Origin of the sequence: Microbacterium sp. K35 (assembly GCF_004794375.1) — a bacterium.
Taxonomy (GTDB): domain Bacteria; phylum Actinomycetota; class Actinomycetes; order Actinomycetales; family Microbacteriaceae; genus Microbacterium; species Microbacterium sufflavum.
On sequence record NZ_SSDM01000330.1, the window covers coordinates 13,603 to 35,922 of the forward strand.

The following is a 22,320-nucleotide window of genomic DNA, read 5'->3' on the forward strand; positions in this document are numbered from 1 at the left end:
GAGGCGGGGCGTAGGGTCGCACCATGAGCAGCGCAGAACCCCTCCCGCGGCACGGCGTCATCCCCTCCTACCTGCTCGCGCGCCTCGCCGAGTCCGGCCGCTTCCCCAGGGCGGCAGCCGCCGCCCGGCAGACCCTCACGGCCGGTCGTCCACCGTTCCGCGCACGCATCGACCTCTCGATCGACGAGAACGGCGACCTCGTCGCCCAGCTGTCCGACGCGCCGAACCGCACGATCAGCGACGCCGGCAACACGCAGCAGCTGCCGGGCGCCGTGGTCCGCGGCGAAGACGACGCGCCGGTCGACGACCCCGCCGTGAACGAGGCCTTCGACGGCCTCGGCGCCACGTTCGAGATGCTGCTGGCCGCCTTCCAGCGCAACTCGCTCGACGACGCGGGGGCGCCGCTCGACGCGACCGTGCACTACGGCGTCGACTACGACAACGCGTTCTGGGACGGCGAGCGCATGGTGTTCGGCGACGGCGACGGCGAGGTGTTCCGCGGCTTCACCGGCTCGCTCACCGTGATCGGGCACGAGCTCGCACACGGGGTCGTGCAGCACACCGCGAACCTGGAGTACCAGGGCCAGCCCGGCGCCCTGAACGAATCGATCGCCGACGTCTTCGGCGCGCTCACCGAGCAGTACGCGCAGGGCCAGACCGCGGCGCAGGCGAGCTGGCTCATCGGCGCCGAGATCTTCACCGAGGCCGTGCAGGGCGCGGCGCTGCGGTCGATGATCGCCCCCGGCACGGCCTACGACGACGATGAGCTCGGCAAAGACCCGCAGCCCGACCACATGAGCGGCTTCGTCCGCACGACCGAGGACAACGGCGGCGTGCACATCAACTCGGGCATCCCCAACCGGGCGTTCGCCCTGTTCGCGCGCGACCTCGGCGGCAACGCCTGGGAGCGCGCGGGAACCGTCTGGTACCGGGCGCTCACGGGCGGGCTGTCGAGCACGGCCACGTTCACGGAGTTCGCCGACGCCACGGTGGCCGCGGCCGTCGCGGTCGACGAGGAGACGGCGGCCGCGGCTCGACGGGCGTGGAGCGCCGTGGGAGTCTATGAGCATGAGCGAGGACCCGGCACCTCCGAGTGACGCCCCCGTCGTGATCGCCGTCGTGCGATCGGGCGGCATCGCGGGCATCCGTCGCCAGTGGCGTGTGGAGGCGGAGCCGTCCGACGCGGACGAGTGGATCACGCTCATCGACCTCTGCCCGTGGGACCAGGACGCCGACGCGTCACGCGGGGCCGACCGCTTCATGTGGAGCATCCGCGCGCGCACGCCCTCCGAGCGCCGGGAGCGCGAGCTGCCCGACTCCGCGCTCGAGGGCCCCTGGCGGACGCTCGTCGAGGCCGTGCGCGCCGCCTCGACCCGCGACCCCGCCTGAGCCCGGCCCGCGGGCAAGCGATCAATCCCGTGTGAATGCGACCGCGAGTCGTGCGGCCGGGGTCATGATGGACTCCATGGGACTCTTCCAGCAGCGACCCGAAGAAGAAGAGCAGCAGTGGGCTCTGCCGTCCGAGCCGCTCGAACGCTCCGACGCCGACCTCCTCGACACGGCCCCCGCGGTGGACCCCCTCACGCTCGGCCTCGGCGCCCCGGCCTCTGTGAGCTCGATCGTGTTCCCGGTCGCACCGCCCGCGCCCGAGGCCGCGACGATCGAGAACAGCGACCCCGAGGACTGACCGCGCTGCCCTCTCGCGCGGCCGCGTCGGCCCCCACCGATACGGTGGAAGGATGACCATCACCGCCGCCGCAGACGGCTCCGCCCTGGGCAACCCCGGCCCGAACGGCTGGGCCTGGTACATCGACGACGCCAACTGGGCGGCCGGTGGTTCCCCGCACGGCACCAACAACCAGGGCGAGCTGCGGGCCGTGCTCGAGCTCCTCCGCGCGACCGCCGGCACCGACGAGAAGCTGCTGATCGAGTGCGACAGCCGCTACGTGATCGACTCCGTGACGAAGTGGATGCCGGGGTGGAAGCGCCGCGGGTGGCGCAAGTCCGACGGCGGCCCCGTGCTCAACCGCGACCTGCTCGAGGGCATCGACGAGGCGATCCGCGGTCGGGACGTGGAGTTCTCGTGGGTCAAGGGCCACGCGGGACACCCCTTGAACGAGGCAGCGGACGAGCGCGCGAACGCGGCGGCGAAGGCGTACCAGCAGGGGCAGGAACCGCGCCGGGGCCCGGGCTTCACCCTCGCGACCGACGCCGGTGCCGCGGTCGCCGCCTCCGCCCCCGTCGCCGCGCACGCCGCGACCACCAGCTCTCCCGAGAGGACAGCCCCGGCCGCGAAGACCACCTCCGTCGCGGCGGCGACCTCCGCTCCGGCCGCGGGTTCCGACCCCATCACCGGGGCGCCCACCGCCTCCGGCCCTGCCGCCACCCCCGTCTCCGGGTCGTACGCGGAACCGCTGTGGGCGGAGCCCTCCGACCTGCTCGACGGCCTCGACCGCCCCGACGACGACCCGATCGAACTGCGGATCCCGCTGTCGTCCGATGAGCACGTGCGCCTCCGCGACCGCGCCGAGGCGCAGGGCGTCTCGCTCGAAGAGGCCCTGCGTCGGCTGATCTGAGCGCACGGCGCAGCCCCCCGCGACGCGGCGAGCGCTCGGGTGGACTCCGTAGACTCGGCGGATGATGGTGGGGACGGTGACGCGGCGGTGAGGACCCGTACGGTCTTCGGCCTGCTCCGTCTGAGCGCAGCCGCCATCTGCCTCGTCGCCCTCATCCACCGCATGGCCTGGGGCCTGGCGTCGCACACCATCGCGAGCCAGAACTTCTTCGCCTACCTGACGAACCAGTCCAACCTCGCGTTCGTGGTGCTGCTGTCGATCGCGGGGGTGCTCGCCTTGCGGCGTGCGCGAGACCCGCGGTGGCTCACGGTGGCGCTGGCGCTCGTGCTGACGTGGACGATCACGGCCGGCCTGGTGTTCGCGATCCTGGTGTGGCAGGCGGGTGTGCGCGGCATCCGCATCGACGTGCCGTGGTCGGATCAGGTGCTGCACTTCTACCTGCCGGCGGTCACGGTCGCGGCCTGGGCGCTGGCTCCGGGGCATCGAGCCGTGCCGTGGCGTGTGGTTCCGATCACCCTCGTGTATCCGGTGCTGTGGGGTGTCGCGACGCTCATCCGTGGCCCGCTGATCGGCTGGTATCCGTACTACTTCCTCGACCCGCGGCAGGTGAGCGGTCCGCCCGAGTTCGTGATCTCGTGCGCGGTGGCCCTGGCATCGTTCAGCATCGTCGCGACCGCCCTGGTGCTGATCAGCCGGATGCCGCTGCCGCGGCGGTTGCGCACCGACGCGGATCCCGAGCCCGACGATCCCCCGGACGCCGACCGCGGCAGCCCGGCCGGTGCGGTCGATGCGCGCGAGCGGGTCGGCGCGTCGGCTCAGACGTAGACGGTCAGCGACGCCAGCGCCGCGTCGAACGCGTCGTCGTCGCTGAGCTCCGCGAACTCGGCGGCGGCCGCACCCCCGACGATGCCCACCAGCACGTTCTCGCCCGTGACGGGGCGCAGATTGATCCAGGTGGGGATGACCGCGTCGGTGCCGACCGCGTGCCACACGGCCTCGTCGTTCTCCCAGAAGGCCTCGTCCCACCGCAGCCACACGGTCTCGATGGACCCCATGCCGAGCGCCGAGATCGCGCCGCGGTTGGCGAAGGGCAACGGCGGGTCGAACTCGATGCTGCGGTCCTGCAGCACCCCGAGCGGCACCGTCACCACCACCCGGTCGAACGACAGGGCCTCCCCGGTGCCGAGGCGCACGCTCACCCCGGTGTCGTCGTAGGCCAGGCGGGCGACCGGGGAGTTCAGGCCGACCTGCACTCCGTCGAGCGCGTGCTCCACGAACGGCACGAGGCTGTCGCGGGTGGCGGCCGGGTCGCCCGTGGGCAGCGGCGGCGCGAACCAGCTGGAGAGCTCGTCGGCTGCGGCACCCGTGCGCGCGGCGAGGATGTCGAGCAGGGCGGCGGTCGAGGGATCCGCGGGGTCGATGCCCGCGGCGGTCAGCGCGTCGGTGACCGAGACGTCTTCCGGGGCGGCCTGGGCGGCGGCGATCGCCGTGGTGACGGGCACGGGGTCGACGGGTTCGATGTCGCCGTCGGGGGTGCGCCACAGCGAGCCGGTGAGATCGACGGTTCCCACGTCGCCGGCGCGCAGCCGGTCGAGCACCTCGGCGTCGTCCTCGCCGAACAGCCACGCGCCGAGCTGCACCGGCACCGGCCAGGAGTCGTCGCTGCGGGTGAAGACGCGCCCGCCGACGCGGTCGCGCGCCTCGAACACGGTCACCTGCAGGCCCCGGTCGGCGAGGAGGGCGGCGGCGGTGGCTCCCGCGAGGCCCGCGCCGATCACGGCGACGCGCTCCCCCGATCCCGCGGCATCCATCAGCTCGTCGACCACGCGCTCACCCGAGGCGATGGCTCCGCGCACAGTGCCGGGGGCGTCTTCGTCGGTGGCCTCGCCCGCGAAGAAGAGGCGATCGTCGACCGGGCGGCCGAGGGCGGCGCGGGCATCGGCGAGCACTCCGACGGGGGTGAAGCTGGCAGCTCCCAGGGCGAACGGGTCGGTGGTCCAGGTGCTGCGGATGCTGCCGGCAGGGGCCGGGACGCCGGGCGGGGGCTCGGGCTCACGCGTGCGGGTGGGCGTCGGCGTGGGCTTCGGCTCCGGCGTGCAGGAGGCGAGAAGCACCGAGACGGCACCGGCTCCGGCGCCGAGGAGCAGGGTGCGGCGCGTGATCCTCATCGTGCCGCCACTTTATCCCGCTCCACCCCGGTCCGCCGCCGCGCCTCCGCGATGGGCGGTCCACAACTCCCCGGAAACGGCGAGCAGGGACGCGGAATCGGCCGGATCCACGAGGGACCCGGCCGATTCCGAGGAGTCGTGGACGACGGAGCGGTCAGACCGCCAGCAGTTCGCGTTCCAGGCGGGCGAACGAGGCCTCCATGCCGTCGGCCATGCCGGTGGCCAGGATCATGTCGCGCGTCTCCTTGTCGGGGTACTCGATGAGCACCGTGACGAGCGTGGCGCCGTCCTCCTCGTAGAGGCTCAGGTCGTTGACGGTCTCGGTGGGCATGCCCTGCATGCGTTCGGTGGTGACGGCGCGGCGCGGGGCGTCGATCAGCAGCGCCTCGCCCTCGAACCCGAACGGCTCGCCCTCGGTGTCGCCGACCGGCGCCCACGAGTTGCGGTACGACTGACCGACCTCGGTCGCCGCGACGCACTCGGTCATCTCCCACCCGTCCGGGCCGAGCATCCACTGGCGGATGAGGTCGGGCTCGAAGTGCGCGCGCCACACCAGCTCGCGCGGACCCTCGACGAGCCGGGTGATGCGCACGTGGGTGTCGTCGAGCAGCTCCACCCGGGTGCCCTTGCCCTGCGCGTAGTCGCGGAGGTCCTGCAGCACGGCGTCGAGCTGGCCCATCGCCATCTTGATGCCCTCGACCTGACCCATCTCGACGACCTGTTCGAGCGCGTCGACCGAGTCGAAGTGGCTCGTGGTGACCATGCGGGTGCCCTCGGGCGTGGAATCGAACGTGAAGCTCATGCGCTGCGCGGGGAAGCCGTCGAGGGGCTTTCCGTGCTCGTCGGCGAAGGAGTCGAGCACCTCGAAGCGGTGCGGCTCCTCGATGGCGAGGAACTCCCAGACGCCCGTCGACTTCTCGCCGCGAGGTCCGTTCATCGTGTAGACCGCGCGGCCGCCGACCGTGTGGTCCCACGCGGTGAAGGTGGCGGGCCAGCCGGGAGGACCCCAGAAGCGCTCGAGCTGGCGCGGATCGCTGTACGCGTTCCAGACCCGCTCAATGGGGGCGGCGAAGTCGGCCGTGACGGTCATCGTGAGGTCGTCGGCATCGGTGGTGACGTCGGTGACGGGCATGTCAGTCTCCTGGGTTCTCTCGTGCGTTGTCGGTGGTGTCGCTGTCGTGGCGACCGGCGGGCGTCTCGGCCAGCAGGTCGTCGAGCCGGGCGATGCGCGACCGCCACAGCTCTTCGTAACGGGCGAGGAGCGCCCTGGCGCGGGCGATCATCTCGGGGTTCGCGCGGACGAGCCGCTCGCGTCCCTCGGCGCGCTTGACGATGAGGTTCGCGGCCTCGAGCACGGCCACGTGCTTCTGGACAGCCGCGAACGACATCTCGTATTCGGCGGCGAGGGTCGAGACGGACTGCTCCCGCTCGATCGTCCGGCGCAGGATGTCGCGCCGGGTCGACGTCGCCAGTGCGTGGAACACACGGTCGACCTCCGCTTCGCTCAGTTCATTTCGTGCAACCATTTGGTTGTACGTTATGCCTGACGTGCGGGCGTGTCAAGAGGTATGTGTGGCGACGTCGCCCCGGGTCGTCGTCGTCGGTGAGGCGACGCTAGGATCGAGCCATGGAAATCGACGAGGTCGACAGAGCGTAGGCGCCGGCCATCTGGCCACATCCCGCTGCGCCCCCTTCCCTCCCGCGACGAGCCGGGCCATCGCCCGGTCGTCGACCACCGCATCCGCCGCTGACGCGCATTCCGTTCGCGAGCACGGATGGGCATCGAACGTCCGCGTCGCGCGCCGTTCGGTCGCACGGGGCCGCATCCCGCTGAATCCTCAGCGCGCCCATTTCCGACCCCGCTGACCCCGTCAGCAGCCCGCACCGGGCAGAACACGAGAGATCCTCATGTCGACCTCATCCGTCATCACCCTTCAGAACGTCTCCTTCGAGTGGCCGGACGGCACGCTCGCGCTCGACGACGTGACCGGCAGCTTCACGGCGGGCCGAACCGGCCTCATCGGCAGGAACGGCGCCGGAAAGTCCACCCTCCTCCGCCTCATCGCCGGCGACCTGACGCCGTCGCGCGGTCGCATCCACACCGCCGGCGACGTCGGCTATCTCCCGCAGATGCTGACACTGGGACACGACGCGACCATCGCCGAGCTCCTCGGGGTGCACGACATCCTCGCTGCGATCCGTGCCATCGAGGGCGGCGACGTCGACGTGCGCCATTTCGACACCATCGGCGACGACTGGGACATCGAGCCGCGCGCGAACGAGGCCCTGAGCCAGCTGGGATTCGCCGACACCGCCCTGGATCGACGCGTCGGAGAACTGTCCGGCGGCGAAGCGATGTTGATCGCCATCTCAGGACTGCGTGTGCGACGTACGGCGATCACCCTGCTCGACGAGCCGACGAACAACCTCGACCGTCGGACCCGCGGGCGGTTGGCCGAACTCGTCGACCAGTGGCCGGGAACGCTCATCGTGGTGAGCCACGATGTGGAACTGCTCGAGCACATGGACGCGACCGCAGAGCTGCACGCCGGGAACCTCTCGGTCTTCGGCGGCCCGTACAGCGAGTTCACCGCGCACCTGGAGCTGGAGCAGGCGGCCGCGAGCCAGGCCGCACGGACCGCGCAGCAGGCGTTGAAGGTGGAGAAGAAGCAGCGCATCGAAGCGGAGACGAAGCTCGCCAGGCGTGAGCGCACCGGCAAGAAGACGCAGGCCAGCGGCGGCATCCCGAAGATCATGGCCGGCAACAGGGCGAGCAAGGCGCAGGCCGCCGCCGGATCGATGCGGACGACCCTGGACGACAAGGTGCGCAGCGCTCAGGCCGCCGTCGACGCGGCCGACGCACGCGTTCGCGCCGAGGAGCACATCCATCTCACCCTGCCTGACCCCGATGTTCCGCGTGCGCGCCGCATCGCCGAGCTCTCCGACGGCGAGACGACGATCGTCATCCAGGGACCAGAGCGCGTCGCGCTCGTCGGGCCGAACGGGGCCGGCAAGTCGACGCTGCTGGAACGCCTTCTCCGCGGTGAGCCCGTCTCGGCGGGACGCCCGTCCGGATCGCTGCTGACGGACCGGGTCGGCTACCTCCCGCAGCGACTCGACGGACTCGACGATGCGCAGTCCGCGTTCACGATCATTCAGCGTGCCGCTCCCGCCTCCGCGCCGGATACCGTGCGCAACCAGCTCGCGCGCCTCCTCATCCGTGGCGCGGCCGCCGACAGACCCGTCGGAACCCTGTCGGGCGGTGAGCGTTTCCGTGTCAGCCTGGCCCAGCTGCTCCTGGTCGAACCGCCGGCTCAGCTGCTCATCCTCGACGAGCCGACGAACAATCTCGACATCACGAGCGTGGATCAGCTCATTGAAGCGCTCGGAAGCTACCGCGGCGCCCTCCTGGTCGTGAGTCACGACGCCGACTTCCTGAGACGTCTCGGCATCGAGCTGGTGATCGGGATCGACGAGCAGGGCCGACTCCGTCGAGCGTCCCTGTGAAGCTCAGGCGGACGCGCTCGCGGGGGCGTCGCGGTGACGAGCCCGGAACTGCGCGACCTTGACGCGGTTGCCACAGGTGCGCATCGAGCACCATTCCCGGCGACCGCCCCGCGAACGGTCGACGTACACCTGCGTGCAGCCCGGCCGCCCGCACTCGCGGAGCAGCGCGGCGTCGTCACCACCGAAGAGCTCGACGGCGTTGCGCGCCACCGTCGCGAGCCCGTTCGCGGCCGATCCCTCTCGCCGGGTGGAGGCGTCGTCGAGCATCAGCCGCACGGGGGCGGAGCCGGCCCAGCGGTTGAGCACGCCGACGGCCACACTCGGCAGTCCGTGCCCCTGCAGTCGTGCGAGAGCGCAGTCGTAGATGGCTTCGCGCAGCTCGATCGCGCGCTCCAGCTCCGTCCGGCTGGCCGCGGGCGCCTCGCCGATGACGCCCGCTTCGACGAACCAGGCGTCGAGCGCGGGCCCGTCGGCGAGCATCTCGCGCGGCTCCGGATCGCGGCGCGCGCGAAGCGTGCCCACGAAATCGAGAGCGAGAGTCCCACAGGGGAAGGCGTGCATCACGTAACCACTCTAACGGGTATCGAGCGGATCGGGGTAACCATCTTGACAGGTTACTCGGGTGCTGTCAGGGTGTAACCATTCCAAACGGTTACTCTACGAAAGGCCCCCGATGTCCGTCACCCGATTCCAGGTGTCCTCGCCGCTCTCCCCCACGGCCGCCATGGCCGTCCTCACCGACTTCAGCCCCGCACGCACCGAGATCTGGTCGGGCATCGAGCCCGAGCACTTCCACGTGCACGACCACGGAGCGAACTGGGCCGAGGTCACCGAAGGCAACGACGCCGCCTGGGAGCGCGGACGCTACGAGTGGGACACCGCCGCGGGCTCCGCGACGATGGTCACCCACGACTCCAAGCTGTTCGGCGCCGGCGGCGGCTGGGACTTCCGCTTCACCCCCGCGGGTGACGGCACGCTCATCAACGTCACGCTGACCAGAAGCCCCGCCGCCTTCGGCCCCCGGGTGCTCGCCGCGCTCCTGCCCCTCCTCGGCACCCCCGGCCTCAAGAAGTCGTTCACCTCCGCCTTCAGCGCCCGCTGACCGCGCCCGCCCACAAGAACAGGAACAAGCACCATGGAACTCGCCCTCGAGATCGTCGTCCTCCCCGTCTCCGACGTCGACCGCGCCAAGGATTTCTACACCAGAATCGGTTTCCGCGAGGACGCCGACTTCGCCACCGATCGCGGACTGCGCGTCGTGCAGTTCACCCCACCGGGATCGAGCGCCTCGATCATCTTCGGCGAGCAGCTCACGTCGGCTCGGCCCGGCAGCGCGCGCGGGCTGCATCTGGTCACCTCCGACCTCGCGGGTGCCCGGCAGGAACTCGCCGACCGCGGGATCGACATCACCCCGATCTGGCACGACGCCGACGGCGTCTTCCACTGGGCCGACGGCCAGAACCGCGTCGACGGGCCGAACGAGGAGCACGACAGCTACGCGTCGTACGCCTCGTTCGACGACCCCGACGGCAACGAGTGGATCATCCAGCAGGTGATCGACCGACTCCCCGGGCGCTGATCATGGCCGAGTCGATCGACACCGAACGCGCAGCGGGCGTTCTCGAGGAACTGCTCCGCACGACCGCTGCGGCCCACGGCATCTACGAGCGCGAACAGCTCGGCGGCGTCTACGACGAGCAGTGGCCCACCTGGTACGCGTCGTTCGTCGCGCGGGCGCTCGCGGAACACGGATACGCCCTGACGAGGTAACCAGGAGGACTGGAGCCTGTCTCGGCGGAGTTGTCGAAATGCGCGGGTGCCGTTCGTGGTGTCAGTATCCGGAGTCCTCGGGCTCCCCTCACCCCGGAAGGCGGCACCCGTGCATACTGATCCGATGATGGCGCTGCTGCTCCACGACACGGCAACGCACCAGGGGTCCGTCGCGTGGCAGAGGCGAGCGGCCCTCGCCGATCGCCGGATCGCCGTCCCGCCCGCGCCTCGCGGGAGCGGTGCACGACTCGCTCCGATCCGGCGCGTCTTCGCGGCCCTGTCGACGCGGAGGGCGTCATGACACCGACCCCCTCCCGCGCGGGGGATGCCATCACGCGGACGCATCGGGAGGAATGGACCCGGATCGTCGCCGGACTGGCGCGCCGCTTCGGCGACCTCGATCTGGCCGAGGAGATGGCCGCGGAGGCGTTCGCGGCAGCCGTGGAGCACTGGCCGGCGCACGGCATCCCGCCGAACCCGGCCGGCTGGGTGACGACCACGGCGAACCGCCGTGCGATCGATCGGCTCCGTCGCGAGGCTCGTCGCGACGAGAAGCACCGGGAGGCGATGATGCTGCACGACACAGACCCGCCGGCGTCCGCGGGCGTGGTGGAGGACGATCGACTGCGCCTGCTGTTCATCTGCTGCCACCCGACGCTGCCGCTGGAGGCCCGCGTCGCCCTGACACTGCGCATGGTGGGCGGCCTCAGCGTCGCGGAGATCGCCCGCGCGTTCCTCGTGCAGGACACCACGATGGGCCAGCGCATCTCCCGGGCGAAGGCGAAGATCAAGGCCGCCCGGATCCCGTTCACGATCCCGCGCGCGGAGGACCTCCCCGCCCGCACCGACGCCGTCCTGACCGTGCTGTATCTCGTGTTCAACGAGGGGTATCTCGCGTCAGGCCCGGACTCGCCCCCGCTCCGGCGAGACCTGACCGCCGAGGCGATCCGCCTCGCGAGACTCGCCCACGACCTCCTCCCCGACGACCCGGAGGTGACCGGGCTCCTCGCCCTGATGCTCCTCACCGAGGCGCGAGCCACCGCGCGCCTGTCCCCCGACGGCGAGCTGGTGCGGCTGGACGAACAGGACAGGACAGCGTGGGACCGGTCCGCCATCGCGGAGGGTCTGCAGCTCCTGCGCTCCCGCGCCGACGAGCTGGACGCCGGGCGTCCGGGACGGTATCTGCTGCTGGCCGCGATCAACGCGGTGCACGTCACCGCCGCCGACGCGCGGGACACCGACTGGGATCGGATCGTGTCGCTGTACACGCGGCTCGAGCAGATCGATCCGAGCCCCGTCATCACCCTCAACAAGGCGATCGCGGTCTCCGAGTTCGACTCCCCGCAGGTCGCCCTCGCGATGATCGAGCCGCTCGCCGAGACGCTCGACGGCCACCACGCCTTCCACGTCGCGCGCGCCGAGCTGCTGCGTGCGCTCGGCCGACCGGCCGAGGCCCGCTCCGCCTACGACCGCGCGATCGCCCTCGGCGGCAACACCGCCGAGACCGCGCACCTCATCCGCCGCCGCACTCACCTCACAAGAAACGGAGACACCCCATGAGCAGCACGTACCTCGTCATCCACATGTCCGATTCCACCGGGACCCCGCTGGCCCGCGCGGAGGATCAGGAGATCCTCGAACGCTGGGCGACCGAGGGCGACGCGGCGGGGCGCCTCGGAGACGGTGGCCCGGTCGCCGGACCCGAACAGGCCAAGTCCGTCGCGGTCCGCGACGGGAAGACGATCATCACCGACGGGCCGTTCCCGGAGTTCAAGGAGTGGTTCGCTGGTTACGACCTCGTCACCGCCGACTCGATCGACGAGGCCGCCGCCTTCATGGCGAAGCATCCCGTCGCGATCGCGGGCCGGATCTACATCCTGCCGCTGGTTAAGCTCCCCTGGGACGAGTCCTGACGTGCCCCGGTTCGCGGTCCTGATCTACGCCGGCGACTCCCGACACGCCCACACGGCGACCCCGGAGGAGCTGCAGGAGTGCGACGAGCACTTCGACTCCCTGGTCGCGTCCGGCCGCATGCGGGCCGCGTACGCGCTGACCCCTCGGTCGATGGCGCGCACGCTGCGGGCGGACGGCCCGACCGACGGGCCCTACGGGTCGGGGGACGTCGTCGCCGGGTTCTACATCCTGGATGCCGCCGACATCGACGAGGCCATCCATCTCGCTCGGAAGGACCCGTCGTTGCTGTCCGGCGGGGCCGTCGAGGTGCGTCCGGTGCACAGCGGCGGTCCCGTCACGCCCCCGGCGTGATCTCCGTTCACGGGGGTCCCCCTCCCTTCCCGAGCGACGCCAGGGCGACCGGGGCGACGAGCGGGGCGATCACTCAGCCGCCGCGGGCCGCGCCGCGTGGCGCGCGGCGATCGTGCGCGCGGCCTCCTCGACGACCCGTCGCTGCTCGGCGCCCGTGATCGACCAGGTGCCGTGCACGAGGCGCGGCCAGAAGACCTCGGAGGCGATCATCCCGAGGAACTGCGCCGAGGTGCGGTCCGGTTCGGGGATGTCCGCTGTGCCCGCCGCGTGCGATGCCCGAAGGAAGCGCCCCAGCGCCTCCAGCACGGGGAGCGTGCCGAAGTCGAACGTCCGCTCCCGCACCTCGGGGAACTTCGGCGACTCGGCGATGACGGTCCGCATCAGGTCGACCATCTGCGCACGGGTCACCAGTTCCGCGTAGGCGTGCCCGAGCGCCACGAGCCCCTCCTCGAAGTCGTCCGTCGACACCTCCACGGGGTCTGGGTCGCGCGCTCCTCCGGCCGCGAGCACCGCCGCCTCGAACAGCGCCGCCTTGGTCGGGAACTGCTTGAACAGCGTGGCGGTGGAGACCCCTGCTCGCTCGGCGACGCGAGCCAGCGACGTGCGGTCATATCCGGATTCGAGGAACAGCGGTGTCGCGGCGGCGAGGATCGCCTCCCGGTTCGTCGCCGCCAGCGCTCGGTGATAGGAGGAGTCGCCGCGAGTCATGCCTCCAGTATCCCATAGTGGTGAGCGCATTGACTTCCCTCTCCACTCCACGTACGGTTTGAGGCAAGTCACTCAACTCACCTCTTCGAAGGAGCACTCATGGCCACGGTGATCGTCCATGCCACCGTCACACTCGACGGATTCCTCGCCGATGCGGACGGCGATGTCGACTGGATGTTCGGTCGACCATCCGCCCCCGAAGACGACACCGTCGTCGAGCGCGTCACGAGCCGGATCGGAGCCATCGTCGGCGGCGCGAACAGGACGCAGACGATCGACGACGGAGAGATCCCCTACGGCGGCATGCTCCGCGTGCCGGTCTTCCTCATGACGCACGAACCCCACGAGCCGATCGAGCGCGACGGCATCACCTACACGTTCGTCGTGGACGACATCGCCGAGGCCGTCGAGCGCGCCTCGCAGGCCGCCGGCGACGGGTGGGTGAGCCTGCTCGGCGGAAGCATCTCGCGCCAGTGCCTTCGCCTCGGGCTGGTCGACGAGCTCCATCTCGACGTGGCACCGGTGCTGCTCGGCGACGGCATCTCCCTGTTCGCGGGCCTCGGGCAGCGCATCGAGCTGGAGAGGCTGGAGACGTCGGCGTTCGCGAGCGAGGCTCATCTGCGCTACCGAGTCCTCCGCTGACTTCCATTCACGTGAATCCACCTCCGATATTCCGGCGTAGGCTGGAGGGAAGGACGGACCGTCCGAGAAGATCTCCCGGCACCGCGCCCGCCCGGAAGAGGAGTCTCTCGTGGCTCAGTACGACGTCTCGAACCGCTCGGCGATCGTGACGGGAGCAGGCAGCGGCATCGGCCGCTCGGTCGCGCTGCTGCTGGCGCAGAACGGCGCGTCGGTGGTCGTGAACGACCTGAACGCGGAGCACGCGCAGGCCGTGGTCGACGAGATCCGCGCCGCGGGCGGCACCGCCGAGGCCTCGGTCGGCGACGCGACCGACGCCGCCTGGATCGCCTCGTCGGTCGAGCTCGCGAACTCCCTCGCGCCCCTGCGCATCGGCGTCAACAACGCCGGCATCGGCGGCGCCACCGCCCCGACGGCCGACTACGAGGAGGACGCGTGGGACAAGGTCATCGCGATCAACCTCAACGCCGTGTTCCGCAACATGAAGGCGCAGATCCCGTCGATCCTCGCGAACGGCGGCGGCTCGGTCGTGAACATCGCCTCGATCCTCGGCAGCGTCGGCTTCGCGGGATCGCCCGCCTACGTCACGGCCAAGCACGGCGTGGTCGGCATGACCAAGACGGCCGCACTGGAGTACTCGGCGCAGGGCGTGCGCGTGAACTCGGTGGGCCCCGGCTTCATCGACACCCCGCTGCTGGCGAACATGGGCGACGAAGCGAAGGAGTTCCTCGTGTCGAAGCACCCGATCGGTCGGCTCGGGCAGGCCGACGAGGTCGCGAACCTCGTGGTGTTCCTCGCGAGCGACGCCGCGAGCTTCATCACCGGCAGCTACCACCTGGTCGACGGCGGCTACACCGCCCTGTGACAGACGGAGCGGCATCCGGCGGCCGGGAACCCGAATCCCAGGCGGCCGGATGCCGCTCGATGGCGAGGCGGAGCCCCCGCTCCGTTCTCGCCGAGGCCATCACCGCACGTGGTCCGAGAGCCCTTCGAGAGGACCACGATGGACGGTGAGGCTGGCTTGCATCCTCCGTTTTCAGGCGGTCATCGCGTGCAGCTCACGCGATGCCAGCTCGAGCGACAGCTCGGAGTCGGTGAGGTCGAGGCCTCCGGTGGAGCTCGCGGCCTGCATCAGGCGCGCCAGGAGCGGCCGGTGCAGCTCGACCGTGGAGTCGAGGGCGAAGCGCACCGGGATGGACGCGTGCATCCACAGCGTCTCCGACTGTCCGTCTCCCGTGGGCACGGTGAGAGCGAACGGCTCGTTGCGGCGGAGCTTGGTGACGGTTGCGGCTCGGAGATGCGCGAGCACCTCGTCGTCGATCTCGATCGGAGCGGTGGCATTCGCGTACGTCAGGGTTCCCATGATCTCTCCTCGTGCAGAAAGCTGGACGAGGATAGTTTACTAGTTTAACTAGTTAAATCAAGTCGGGTCAGGGGAGGTCGCCGAGCTCGTCGGTCAGGCGCCGCAGGAACCGCGAGATCGCAGCCGCCTCCTGCTCGGTGAACTCGTCGGCGAGCGCCGCCACCCGCACCGACAGCTCGTCGCCCTGCGAATGGAGGTCGCGCAGGGAGGGCCGCAGCACCTTGGACCGGGCATCCAGCGGATGCGGCGCGACCACGATCTGCCCGCGCTCCGACAGGCGGCGGATCACGCTCGTCACCGCCGCAGTGCTGATGCCGAGGAAGCCGGCGAGGTCGCGGGGGGTGAGGGGACGCTCGGCCGGCGCAGTGCCGATGAAGTGCATCGCGGCCCGGTCGGTGTCGTTGGGCTCGCGGCGGGCGGCGAGGCGGCGGTTGAGCTGGGCGTCGGCGCGACGGAAGTCGTCTACATCGCGCGCGAGCGACGACGTCGCCACATCCGTGCTGGTCTTCCCCATGCCGAGTACTCCTTCCCCGCAGCCCATGCTACCTCGACAGTCTGACAACGAGGCAGACTAGCGATTATTCCGCGCGATCGGGCACTTCCGGGATGCGATGATGGAGACATCGCCCCCGAAAGGATGCCATGCCCGAGCGATTCAGTCTCGAGGAGGCGTCGTACATCAGCTACGCCGATCTGCTCGAACGCCTGGAGGAGCGCTTCCCCTCCGTCACGCGACGCCGGATCGAGCAGATCATCGGCGCCGAGACCGACGCCATCACGGGTGGCCTCCTGCGCATCGTCCCGGCCGAGGTCGAGACGGGCGCGATGGAGATGCTCGAGCGGGAGGCCGGGTCGAGCGACGAGGGGGAGGTCGCGTGACCGACAGCAGAGGCGAGTTCCACGCCTCCGGATACTGGTACCCCGAGAGCGACACCGCCTCCACCGTCGACGTGCTGAACATGCTGCGCCGCTACCGCAGCGCCGAGACCGCCATGCGCGCCCGCACCCGCGCCTCGATGGGCATGAACGAGACCGACCTCGTGGCCCTGCGCTTCCTGCTCCGCGAACAGCGGGCCGGGCGCATCGTGCGACCGATCGACATCGCCCGGATGCTCGACATCTCCACGGCATCGACCACCACGCTGATCGACCGCCTGGAGCGCGGAGGTCACGCGCGCCGCGAGCCGCATCCGACCGACCGTCGCGCGGGCATCGTCGTCCCCACCGTCAGCAGCGATGAAGAGGTGCGCGCGACGCTCGGCGCCATGCACCGCCGGATGCTGAGCCTCGTCGATGAGCTGTCCGACGCCGAACGCGGTACCGTGATGCGCTTCCTGGTCGGCATGACGGCCGCGATCGAAGAGGCTGCGGAGGCCGACGGGGAGCATGGCGACGCCGAGGCCGCGAAGGAGATGGCCTAGAGCCCTTCCGCGATCTGCTTGATCGCGGCGAGGCGACGGTCCCACTCGCGGCCGATCGCGTCCAGCGCGGTGGCGGTGGCCGACAGCTCGGCGCCGATCACGCGGAACCGCACCTCGCGGCCCACGCGCACCGGTTCGACCAGCCCGACCTCCTGCAGCACGCCGAGGTGCTTCGCGATGGCCTGCCGCGAGACGGGCAGCCGCCCGGCGAGTGCGGACGCGGAGGCGTCGCCCTCACCGAGCGCGGTCAGGATGCTCCACCGCGTCTCGTCGGCGAGGGCCGAGAGCACGGGCAGAAGGGTCGGCGCCGTCACGTGCGGTCCTCGACCAGTGCGACGAGCTTGTCGAGCTCGAGCTCCCAGCCGGTGCGGTGCGACTCCAGGTTCGCGCGCGGGTCGGACGTGCGGTCGAACCCGCTCTCCACGACCGTGAGCTGCGTGCCGCCGTCGACCTCGTCGAGCGTGAAGGTGAAGACGGTGGAGGTCGCCTCGTCGATCCGCTCGGGCAGGCTGCCGAGCGCGTCGTCGTTGTTCCACCGGTAGGTGATGCGGCGCGGGGCGTCGAACTCCTCCACGCGCAGCGGGATCACGTCGTAGTCGGGGAACGTCATCGTCCCGGTCGCGCCCACCCCGGAGCCCGCGAGCTCTGTGCGACCGAACCAGCGCGACACGTGCTCCGGCTCGGCCACCGCCTGCCAGACCTTGCCGATGGGGGCGTCGATGCGGATGGTCCGACGGACGGAGAAGGCTTCCTCGTCGACCACCGCTGCGTCCCTGCGAGTCATGTCCACCATGATGGTTCCTTTCTCGGGTCGGCGTCGGAATGACGACGACTGCAACTCTAGCGTTGCACAGTGCCCTCTCTCTTGCAACCCTTGTATTGCAGATCAGTCGCGCGGTCGCCGCCCGTCGAGGAAGCCCGACAGCAGCACCGCGACCAGGGCCGCCGCCGGGGCGACGATCAGCCCGGCCGCCAGGCTCTGCGTCTCCGCGAGATATCCCACGAACGGCGGCGACAGCAGGAAGCCCAGGCGCAGCAGCCATGACACGAGCGTCAGCCCCACCCCCGAACGCAGTCCCGGCAGCTCGTCGGCGGCGTGCATGGCGGCCGGGATGAGCGTGGCGATGCCGAACCCCACGGCGGCGAACCCCAGGATCGTGCCGGGAATGCTCGGGAAGGCGAGCGCGAGCGTCATCCCGACCGCCGCGATGAGGCCACCGACCGCCGCCACCGCGCGCTGCCCGAACCGATCGGTCAGGGGGTCGCCCAGCAGCCGCCCGATGAACTGCGCACCGACGAGGGCGATGAAGCCGAGCGGGGCGATCGCGGCGGCAGCCCCCAGCGAGTCGCCCAGGTACAGCGTGGCCCACGAGTTGCCCGCATCCTCCGCGACCGCACCCGCCATCGCGATGAGGGTCAGCGCCACGATCGCGACGACCGTCCGCGGCGGCACACCTCGGCGCACCTGCCCCGCCAGCTCGCCCGGCTCGGCCGCGGCCTCCTCCGCGTCGTCGTCGCGACCAGGGAGGCAGAAGCCCAGCGCCACGAGCGCGACCGCGGCGAACAGCGCCGTCGAGATCCCCAGGTGCACGGCGAGCGGCAGGTGCAGCGCGATCGCCCCGGCGGCCATGACCCCGCCCAGCACGGCACCGATCGACCAGATCGCGTGGAAGCCGTTGATGATCGAGCGGCCGTAGCGCTTCTGCACGCGGAGGCCGTGCGCGTTCTGGGCGACATCGGTGATCGCGTCGGAGGCTCCGCCCAGCAGCAGCGCCAGGGCGAACAGCACTCCCGACGGCGCGAGCGCGGCCGACAGCAGCCCGAGGCTCGTGAGCACCGTGCCGATCACGGCGACGCGGGCCGAGCCGAAGCGCCGGATCAGGACGGCCGCGAGCAGCCCTGCCGCGATGGCCCCCGCGGGGAAGGCCGCGATCGCGACGCCGTAGCCGAGGTTGTCCAGGCCGAGGGCGGACTTGATCTCGGGGTAGCGCGGGAGGATGTTCGCGAACAGGGCGCCGTTGGTGAGGAACAGCGCCGAGACGGCGATCCTGGCGCGGCGCGTCTGCCGGTCGGGCCGCGTGTGTCGAATCGATTCGATAGAAGTCACGAGTACGACCGTACCCCGTCGGATGCCCCCTCGGCGACCGCCCGCGACCGAGGCCGCGAGCGAGGCCGCGAGCCGGACGGCTATCCGCGCACCGCGACCGCCGCAAGCCCGTTCCGATCGTCCGCTCCCCCGCCTACGCTCGGACCATGAGCGAGCTCACCCAGCCCACCGGGCGCGAAGAGATGCTGCGGGCCGTCCCCCGCGCCGACGGTTCCGCTCCCCGCGCCCTCGTCCTCGGCGCCACCGGCTATATCGGCGGCCGCCTCACCCCCCGCCTGCTCAACGCCGGCTACCGCGTGCGGGTGCTCGCCCGAGACGCCGCGCGCGCCGCGTCGTTCACCTGGGGGGACGACTGCGAGATCGTCGAGGGATCCGCCGACGACGCCGACGCCGTCGCCCGCGCGATGGACGACGTGGACGTCGTGTACTACCTGATCCACTCGATGTCCGCGGGCAAGGGCTTCGAGGAGAGCGACGAGCGGGCCGCGCACACGGTCGCCCGCGCCGCCGCCGCGGCGGGAGTGCGGCGCATCGTCTACCTCGGCGGACTGCACCCCGACGACGTGACGCTCTCCCCCCACCTGCGCTCCCGGGTGCGCGTCGGCGAGATCCTGCTCGACTCCGGCGTGCCGACCCTCGTGCTCCAGGCCGGAGTCGTGATCGGCTCCGGCTCCGCATCCTTCGAGATGATCCGCCACCTCACCGACGTGCTGCCCTACATGCCCGCGCCGAAATGGGTGCGCAACCGCATCCAGCCGATCTCCGTGCGCGACGTGCTGCACTACCTGCTCGGTGCCGCCCGCCTCGACCCCGACGTGAACCGCGCGGTCGACATCGGCGGCCCCGACGTGCTGCGCTACGGACAGATGATGAACGGCTACGCGGTCGAGGCGGGGCTCCGTCAGCGCGCGATCGCCGCGCTGCCCGTGCTCACGCCCGAGCTTGCCTCGCACTGGGTGAACCTCGTGACGCCGGTGCCACGATCGATCGCCCGACCGCTCGTGGCATCCCTGCAGAACGAGTGCATCATGAAGGACCACGCGATCGACGAGCTGATCCCTCGGCCGGACGGCGGCCTCACCCCGTACCGCCGCGCCGTCGCGCTCGCCCTCGGCCGCGTCGACGCCGACGCCATCGAGACCAGCTGGCAGGACGCGGAGGTGTCCGGCGCGCCCAGCGACCCGCTGCCGAGCGACCCCGACTGGGCCGGACGCACCGTGTTCACCGATGCCCGCACGGTGCGCACGCACGCCTCCGTCGCGGAGCTGTGGCGCGTGATCCTGGGCATCGGCGGCGAGAACGGCTGGTACTCCTCGCCGCTCCTGTGGGCCGTGCGCGGCTGGATGGACCGCGTGGTGGGCGGCGTCGGTCTGCGCCGCGGCCGCCGCAGCCGCACCGCCGCTCGGGTGGGCGACGCGATCGACTTCTGGCGCGTCGAGGCCGTGGAGCAGACCGACGCCGGGCACCTGCTGCGGCTGCGCGCCGAGATGAAGGTGCCGGGGGAGGCGTGGCTCGAGCTGCGGGCGGTGCCAGACGGCGCGGGTGCGCGGTATGAGCAGCGGGCGATCTTCTTCCCGCGCGGCCTCACCGGACGGCTGTACTGGCTGGCCGTGCTGCCATTCCACGGCCTGATCTTTTCGGGCATGGCCGCCCGCATCACCGCCGCCGCAGAGACCCCGGCGGACGCGGAGACCCCGGCGGACGCGGACACCCCGGCGGACGCGGAGCATCAGGCGTCCTGAGCCACGGCCGCCCTCACCCGCGCGGTCGCCTGAGCCGAGGGACCCGGGTGCCGTCGCGCGCCCGGGCCCTCCGCGGCGTCAGCGGACGGGCGGACCCTCGGCCCCGGGCTGCGCGGCCTCGTCGGGCTGATCCAGGGTCTCGTCCATCGCGGCGTCCACTGCGGCTTCGACGTCGGCCGGCGGGACGATGTCGATCGCCTCGGTCGCCGCCTCGTACACCTCGGCGAGGGTGTCGTCGACCGTGTCCTCGTCGATCCATGCCAGGTCGTCCTCCGAGTGGTCGTACTCGACGGGCACGAGCGCGAAGTCGTCGCCGTACTCCTCCAGTCCGGCCATCACGCTGTGCCGCACGGCGGCGCGGGCGTAGCGGTCGCGCAGGATCATCGGGTCGCGCCGCAGATCCTTCATGAACGCGATCATCATGAACGCCATGATGATGGCGAACGGCAGGGCCGCGATGATCGTCGCGTTCTGCAGCGACTGCAGGCCGCTGCCCTCCGCGCCGCTCACGAGCAGCACCGCGGCGATCACGCCGACCAGCACACCCCAGACCACCGCGACCCAGCGCGACGGCTCTGGGCGCCCCTGCTGGGAGAGCGTGCCCATCACGAGCGAGGCGGAGTCGGCGCCGGTGATGAAGAAAATCGCGATGAGCAGGATGAGCACGATGCTCGTGACGAGGGGGAACGGCAGGTTCTCCAGCACGCCGAACAGCACCTCCTCGGGCGGGTCGACCACGAGCCCGGCGCCGTTCATCTGCTGCTGGATCGCGGTGGTGCCGAAGATCGCGAACCACACGAGCGAGATCGCCGACGGCACGACGATGACCACCGACACGAACTGGCGCAGCGTGCGGCCGCGCGAGATCTTCGCGATGAACATGCCGACGAAGGGCGACCACGAGATCCACCACGCCCAGTAGAAGATCGTCCAGCTCGACAGGAACGCCTCCGCGGCCTCACCCTGCGAGGCCGAGCGGCCGATCATGGTCGGCAGGTCGCCGAGGAACTGCACCGCGACCGACGGGATGACGTTCAGGATGAGCAGCGTCGGCCCGACGAAGAACACGAAGAACGCCAGCAGGATCGCGACGACCGCGTTGATGTTCGACAGCGCGCGGATGCCCTTCGAGACCCCGGAGACGGCCGACGCGATGAAGCACGCCGTCAGCACGGCGATGACGGCGATCAGGATGCCGTTGCCGAGCGGGCCGATGCCGCTCACCAGCTCGACGCCGTGGCCGATCTGCAGCGCACCGAGCCCGAGAGACGCGGCCGTGCCGAACAGCGTCACGATGATGGAGAAGATGTCGATCGTGCGGCCGACCGGGCCCGTGGTGCGGTGCTCGCCGAGCAGCGGCGCGAAGATCGACGAGATCAGCGGGGTGCGACCGCGGCGGTAGGCGCCGTAGGCGATGGCCCCGCCGACGAGCGCATAGAACGCCCAGGCCTGCGGGCCCCAGTGGTAGAGCACCTGCGTCTGCGCGGTGTGCATGGCCTCGAGCGTGTTCGCCTCGACCGTTCCGGGTGGCGGGTTCTCGAAGAACGTCAGCGGCTCCGCGGCGCCCCAGAACACCAGCCCGATGCCCATGCCGGCCGCGAAGAGCATCGAGATCCACGAGAACATCGAGAACTCGGGCTCCTCGTCGTCACGACCCAGCGGGATGCGCCCGTAGCGGCTGAAGCCGACGAACAGCATGAACACGAGGATGATCGTCGCGATCGTGGTGAAGAAGAAGCCGAAGTACTCCACGACCCACGCGAGCACGGTGCTGGTGGTGCCGGCGAGGTTGTCGCCCGCGAACACGCCCCACGCGATGAACCCGAGGGCGAACGCCGCCGCCACACCGAACACGAGCGGGTCGGTGCGGTAGGTGCGACCGGTCTCCTCGACCGAGACACCCGGCACGAGCGCGGGGTGCACGCTGCGCGGCGGAACCGTGGTGATGTCGCGCACGATCTTGCGCGCGGCCTCTCCCGCGGTGCGGTGGGTGCCGGTGGGGGTCTGCGGACCGTCGGAGGGGGAATGCTTCTCGACCGGGTTGTCCATGAGAA

Annotated in this window: 28 protein-coding genes; 17 read left to right on the forward strand and 11 right to left on the reverse strand. The window is 71.0% G+C overall.

The window, feature by feature from the left end; genetic code table 11:
* The first annotated feature begins 23 nt into the window (after window positions 1-23).
* The 5 genes from DW299_RS12945 (at window position 24) to DW299_RS12965 (ending at window position 3,401) form a co-directional block, all read left to right on the forward strand.
* Window positions 24-1,097, forward strand: coding sequence for a M4 family metallopeptidase (locus DW299_RS12945; RefSeq protein ID WP_136036834.1), 1,074 nt, complete (start codon window positions 24-26; stop codon window positions 1,095-1,097).
* Window positions 1,069-1,389: a protealysin inhibitor emfourin gene (locus DW299_RS12950; RefSeq protein WP_136032968.1), complete on the forward strand. Its 321-nt coding sequence runs from the start codon at window positions 1,069-1,071 to the stop codon at window positions 1,387-1,389. Before DW299_RS12945 ends, DW299_RS12950 begins: the two co-directional genes overlap by 29 nt.
* Before the next feature lie 76 nt (window positions 1,390-1,465).
* Entirely contained in the window at window positions 1,466-1,687 is a 222-nt protein-coding gene (locus DW299_RS12955; protein WP_136032966.1) for a hypothetical protein, read from the forward strand.
* Window positions 1,688-1,739: 52 nt separating this feature from the next.
* A complete protein-coding gene (locus tag DW299_RS12960; RefSeq protein ID WP_136036835.1) occupies window positions 1,740-2,576 on the forward strand; it encodes a ribonuclease H family protein in 837 nt (278 codons plus the stop codon).
* Between the two features lie 87 nt (window positions 2,577-2,663).
* Entirely contained in the window at window positions 2,664-3,401 is a 738-nt protein-coding gene (locus DW299_RS12965; protein WP_240745405.1) for a Pr6Pr family membrane protein, read from the forward strand.
* Here the strand turns inward: DW299_RS12965 and DW299_RS12970 are convergent.
* From DW299_RS12970 to DW299_RS12980, 3 genes are all read right to left on the reverse strand, one after another.
* Window positions 3,392-4,744, reverse strand: coding sequence for a flavin monoamine oxidase family protein (locus tag DW299_RS12970; protein WP_136036836.1), 1,353 nt, complete (start codon window positions 4,742-4,744; stop codon window positions 3,392-3,394). The two genes, DW299_RS12965 and DW299_RS12970, sit on opposite strands and share 10 nt — an antisense overlap.
* A 154-nt stretch (window positions 4,745-4,898) precedes the next feature.
* A complete protein-coding gene (locus DW299_RS12975) occupies window positions 4,899-5,876 on the reverse strand; it encodes an SRPBCC family protein (protein ID WP_136036837.1) in 978 nt (325 codons plus the stop codon).
* Between the two features lies 1 nt (window position 5,877).
* Window positions 5,878-6,270, reverse strand: a complete 393-nt coding sequence (locus DW299_RS12980; protein ID WP_136036838.1) for an ArsR/SmtB family transcription factor — start codon at window positions 6,268-6,270, stop codon at window positions 5,878-5,880.
* Between the two features lie 382 nt (window positions 6,271-6,652).
* On the opposite strand from DW299_RS12980, the gene DW299_RS12985 reads away from it, so the two are divergent.
* Window positions 6,653-8,251 carry an ABC-F family ATP-binding cassette domain-containing protein gene (locus DW299_RS12985; RefSeq protein WP_136036839.1) on the forward strand — a complete coding sequence of 533 codons (1,599 nt, stop codon included), beginning with the start codon at window positions 6,653-6,655 and terminating at the stop codon, window positions 8,249-8,251.
* A 3-nt stretch (window positions 8,252-8,254) separates the two neighbouring features.
* Here DW299_RS12985 and DW299_RS12990 read toward each other — a convergent pair whose 3' ends face one another.
* The gene (locus DW299_RS12990; protein WP_136036862.1) at window positions 8,255-8,812 is read right to left on the reverse strand and encodes a CGNR zinc finger domain-containing protein; all 558 of its coding nucleotides are present in this window, start codon (window positions 8,810-8,812) and stop codon (window positions 8,255-8,257) included.
* A 112-nt stretch (window positions 8,813-8,924) separates the two neighbouring features.
* On the opposite strand from DW299_RS12990, the gene DW299_RS12995 reads away from it, so the two are divergent.
* The 6 genes from DW299_RS12995 (at window position 8,925) to DW299_RS13020 (ending at window position 12,286) form a co-directional block, all read left to right on the forward strand.
* Complete coding sequence (locus DW299_RS12995; protein ID WP_136036840.1) at window positions 8,925-9,353, forward strand: SRPBCC family protein; 429 nt, start codon at window positions 8,925-8,927, stop codon at window positions 9,351-9,353.
* Window positions 9,354-9,386: 33 nt separating this feature from the next.
* The gene (locus DW299_RS13000; RefSeq protein ID WP_136036841.1) at window positions 9,387-9,830 is read left to right on the forward strand and encodes a VOC family protein; all 444 of its coding nucleotides are present in this window, start codon (window positions 9,387-9,389) and stop codon (window positions 9,828-9,830) included.
* 2 nt (window positions 9,831-9,832) lie between these two features.
* The gene (locus DW299_RS13005; protein WP_136036842.1) at window positions 9,833-10,021 is read left to right on the forward strand and encodes a hypothetical protein; all 189 of its coding nucleotides are present in this window, start codon (window positions 9,833-9,835) and stop codon (window positions 10,019-10,021) included.
* 297 nt (window positions 10,022-10,318) lie between these two features.
* Window positions 10,319-11,581: an RNA polymerase sigma factor gene (locus DW299_RS13010; RefSeq protein WP_136036843.1), complete on the forward strand. Its 1,263-nt coding sequence runs from the start codon at window positions 10,319-10,321 to the stop codon at window positions 11,579-11,581.
* Window positions 11,578-11,934 (forward strand): YciI family protein, encoded by a 357-nt coding sequence (locus DW299_RS13015; protein ID WP_136036844.1) that lies wholly within the window; start codon window positions 11,578-11,580, stop codon window positions 11,932-11,934. The genes DW299_RS13010 and DW299_RS13015 overlap by 4 nt, the downstream gene beginning before the upstream one ends.
* A 1-nt stretch (window position 11,935) precedes the next feature.
* Window positions 11,936-12,286 (forward strand): YciI family protein, encoded by a 351-nt coding sequence (locus tag DW299_RS13020; protein ID WP_136036845.1) that lies wholly within the window; start codon window positions 11,936-11,938, stop codon window positions 12,284-12,286.
* Between the two features lie 69 nt (window positions 12,287-12,355).
* Here DW299_RS13020 and DW299_RS13025 read toward each other — a convergent pair whose 3' ends face one another.
* Window positions 12,356-12,994, reverse strand: coding sequence for a TetR/AcrR family transcriptional regulator (locus tag DW299_RS13025; RefSeq protein ID WP_136036846.1), 639 nt, complete (start codon window positions 12,992-12,994; stop codon window positions 12,356-12,358).
* Window positions 12,995-13,093: 99 nt separating this feature from the next.
* On the opposite strand from DW299_RS13025, the gene DW299_RS13030 reads away from it, so the two are divergent.
* Together DW299_RS13030 and DW299_RS13035 are read left to right on the forward strand one after the other, a co-directional pair.
* Complete coding sequence (locus tag DW299_RS13030; protein WP_136036847.1) at window positions 13,094-13,636, forward strand: dihydrofolate reductase family protein; 543 nt, start codon at window positions 13,094-13,096, stop codon at window positions 13,634-13,636.
* A 109-nt stretch (window positions 13,637-13,745) separates the two neighbouring features.
* Window positions 13,746-14,498, forward strand: a complete 753-nt coding sequence (locus DW299_RS13035) for an SDR family NAD(P)-dependent oxidoreductase (RefSeq protein WP_136036848.1) — start codon at window positions 13,746-13,748, stop codon at window positions 14,496-14,498.
* Between the two features lie 171 nt (window positions 14,499-14,669).
* Here the strand turns inward: DW299_RS13035 and DW299_RS13040 are convergent, their stop codons facing one another.
* The gene (locus DW299_RS13040) at window positions 14,670-14,996 is read right to left on the reverse strand and encodes a DUF7882 family protein (RefSeq protein WP_136032939.1); all 327 of its coding nucleotides are present in this window, start codon (window positions 14,994-14,996) and stop codon (window positions 14,670-14,672) included.
* A gap of 67 nt (window positions 14,997-15,063) precedes the next feature.
* A complete protein-coding gene (locus tag DW299_RS13045) occupies window positions 15,064-15,510 on the reverse strand; it encodes a MarR family winged helix-turn-helix transcriptional regulator (RefSeq protein ID WP_136032937.1) in 447 nt (148 codons plus the stop codon).
* 128 nt (window positions 15,511-15,638) lie between these two features.
* Between DW299_RS13045 and DW299_RS13050 the strand changes: the two genes are divergently transcribed.
* Both DW299_RS13050 and DW299_RS13055 read left to right on the forward strand, forming a co-directional pair.
* The gene (locus tag DW299_RS13050) at window positions 15,639-15,875 is read left to right on the forward strand and encodes a hypothetical protein (RefSeq protein WP_136032935.1); all 237 of its coding nucleotides are present in this window, start codon (window positions 15,639-15,641) and stop codon (window positions 15,873-15,875) included.
* Window positions 15,872-16,417 carry a MarR family winged helix-turn-helix transcriptional regulator gene (locus DW299_RS13055; protein ID WP_206251996.1) on the forward strand — a complete coding sequence of 182 codons (546 nt, stop codon included), beginning with the start codon at window positions 15,872-15,874 and terminating at the stop codon, window positions 16,415-16,417. Before DW299_RS13050 ends, DW299_RS13055 begins: the two co-directional genes overlap by 4 nt.
* Here DW299_RS13055 and DW299_RS13060 read toward each other — a convergent pair.
* From DW299_RS13060 to DW299_RS13070, 3 genes are all read right to left on the reverse strand, one after another.
* Complete coding sequence (locus DW299_RS13060) at window positions 16,414-16,731, reverse strand: ArsR/SmtB family transcription factor (RefSeq protein WP_168442859.1); 318 nt, start codon at window positions 16,729-16,731, stop codon at window positions 16,414-16,416. The two genes, DW299_RS13055 and DW299_RS13060, sit on opposite strands and share 4 nt — an antisense overlap.
* Complete coding sequence (locus tag DW299_RS13065; protein ID WP_240745406.1) at window positions 16,728-17,201, reverse strand: SRPBCC domain-containing protein; 474 nt, start codon at window positions 17,199-17,201, stop codon at window positions 16,728-16,730. Before DW299_RS13065 ends, DW299_RS13060 begins: the two co-directional genes overlap by 4 nt.
* A 102-nt stretch (window positions 17,202-17,303) precedes the next feature.
* A complete protein-coding gene (locus DW299_RS13070; protein WP_136036863.1) occupies window positions 17,304-18,515 on the reverse strand; it encodes an MFS transporter in 1,212 nt (403 codons plus the stop codon).
* Window positions 18,516-18,670: 155 nt separating this feature from the next.
* Between DW299_RS13070 and DW299_RS13075 the strand changes: the two genes are divergently transcribed.
* Complete coding sequence (locus DW299_RS13075) at window positions 18,671-20,266, forward strand: SDR family oxidoreductase (protein WP_136036850.1); 1,596 nt, start codon at window positions 18,671-18,673, stop codon at window positions 20,264-20,266.
* 78 nt (window positions 20,267-20,344) lie between these two features.
* Here DW299_RS13075 and DW299_RS13080 read toward each other — a convergent pair whose 3' ends face one another.
* Window positions 20,345-22,315, reverse strand: coding sequence for a BCCT family transporter (locus DW299_RS13080; RefSeq protein WP_240744665.1), 1,971 nt, complete (start codon window positions 22,313-22,315; stop codon window positions 20,345-20,347).
* Window positions 22,316-22,320: the final 5 nt, after the last annotated feature.

Bases quoted from the DNA above. Each gene is read 5' to 3' on its own strand.
- DW299_RS12945 (WP_136036834.1), top strand. From the start codon at position 24: ATGAGCAGCGCAGAACCCCTCCCGCGGCACGGCGTCATCCCCTCCTAC.
- DW299_RS12950 (WP_136032968.1), top strand. From the start codon at position 1,069: ATGAGCGAGGACCCGGCACCTCCGAGTGACGCCCCCGTCGTGATCGCC.
- DW299_RS12955 (WP_136032966.1), top strand. From the start codon at position 1,466: ATGGGACTCTTCCAGCAGCGACCCGAAGAAGAAGAGCAGCAGTGGGCT.
- DW299_RS12960 (WP_136036835.1), top strand. From the start codon at position 1,740: ATGACCATCACCGCCGCCGCAGACGGCTCCGCCCTGGGCAACCCCGGC.
- DW299_RS12970 (WP_136036836.1), bottom strand. From the start codon at position 4,744: ATGAGGATCACGCGCCGCACCCTGCTCCTCGGCGCCGGAGCCGGTGCC.
- DW299_RS12975 (WP_136036837.1), bottom strand. From the start codon at position 5,876: ATGCCCGTCACCGACGTCACCACCGATGCCGACGACCTCACGATGACC.
- DW299_RS12980 (WP_136036838.1), bottom strand. From the start codon at position 6,270: ATGGTTGCACGAAATGAACTGAGCGAAGCGGAGGTCGACCGTGTGTTC.
- DW299_RS12985 (WP_136036839.1), top strand. From the start codon at position 6,653: ATGTCGACCTCATCCGTCATCACCCTTCAGAACGTCTCCTTCGAGTGG.
- DW299_RS12990 (WP_136036862.1), bottom strand. From the start codon at position 8,812: ATGCACGCCTTCCCCTGTGGGACTCTCGCTCTCGATTTCGTGGGCACG.
- DW299_RS12995 (WP_136036840.1), top strand. From the start codon at position 8,925: ATGTCCGTCACCCGATTCCAGGTGTCCTCGCCGCTCTCCCCCACGGCC.
- DW299_RS13000 (WP_136036841.1), top strand. From the start codon at position 9,387: ATGGAACTCGCCCTCGAGATCGTCGTCCTCCCCGTCTCCGACGTCGAC.
- DW299_RS13005 (WP_136036842.1), top strand. From the start codon at position 9,833: ATGGCCGAGTCGATCGACACCGAACGCGCAGCGGGCGTTCTCGAGGAA.
- DW299_RS13010 (WP_136036843.1), top strand. From the start codon at position 10,319: ATGACACCGACCCCCTCCCGCGCGGGGGATGCCATCACGCGGACGCAT.
- DW299_RS13015 (WP_136036844.1), top strand. From the start codon at position 11,578: ATGAGCAGCACGTACCTCGTCATCCACATGTCCGATTCCACCGGGACC.
- DW299_RS13025 (WP_136036846.1), bottom strand. From the start codon at position 12,994: ATGACTCGCGGCGACTCCTCCTATCACCGAGCGCTGGCGGCGACGAAC.
- DW299_RS13030 (WP_136036847.1), top strand. From the start codon at position 13,094: ATGGCCACGGTGATCGTCCATGCCACCGTCACACTCGACGGATTCCTC.
- DW299_RS13040 (WP_136032939.1), bottom strand. From the start codon at position 14,996: ATGGGAACCCTGACGTACGCGAATGCCACCGCTCCGATCGAGATCGAC.
- DW299_RS13045 (WP_136032937.1), bottom strand. From the start codon at position 15,510: ATGGGGAAGACCAGCACGGATGTGGCGACGTCGTCGCTCGCGCGCGAT.
- DW299_RS13050 (WP_136032935.1), top strand. From the start codon at position 15,639: ATGCCCGAGCGATTCAGTCTCGAGGAGGCGTCGTACATCAGCTACGCC.
- DW299_RS13065 (WP_240745406.1), bottom strand. From the start codon at position 17,201: ATGACTCGCAGGGACGCAGCGGTGGTCGACGAGGAAGCCTTCTCCGTC.
- DW299_RS13075 (WP_136036850.1), top strand. From the start codon at position 18,671: ATGAGCGAGCTCACCCAGCCCACCGGGCGCGAAGAGATGCTGCGGGCC.
- DW299_RS13080 (WP_240744665.1), bottom strand. From the start codon at position 22,315: ATGGACAACCCGGTCGAGAAGCATTCCCCCTCCGACGGTCCGCAGACC.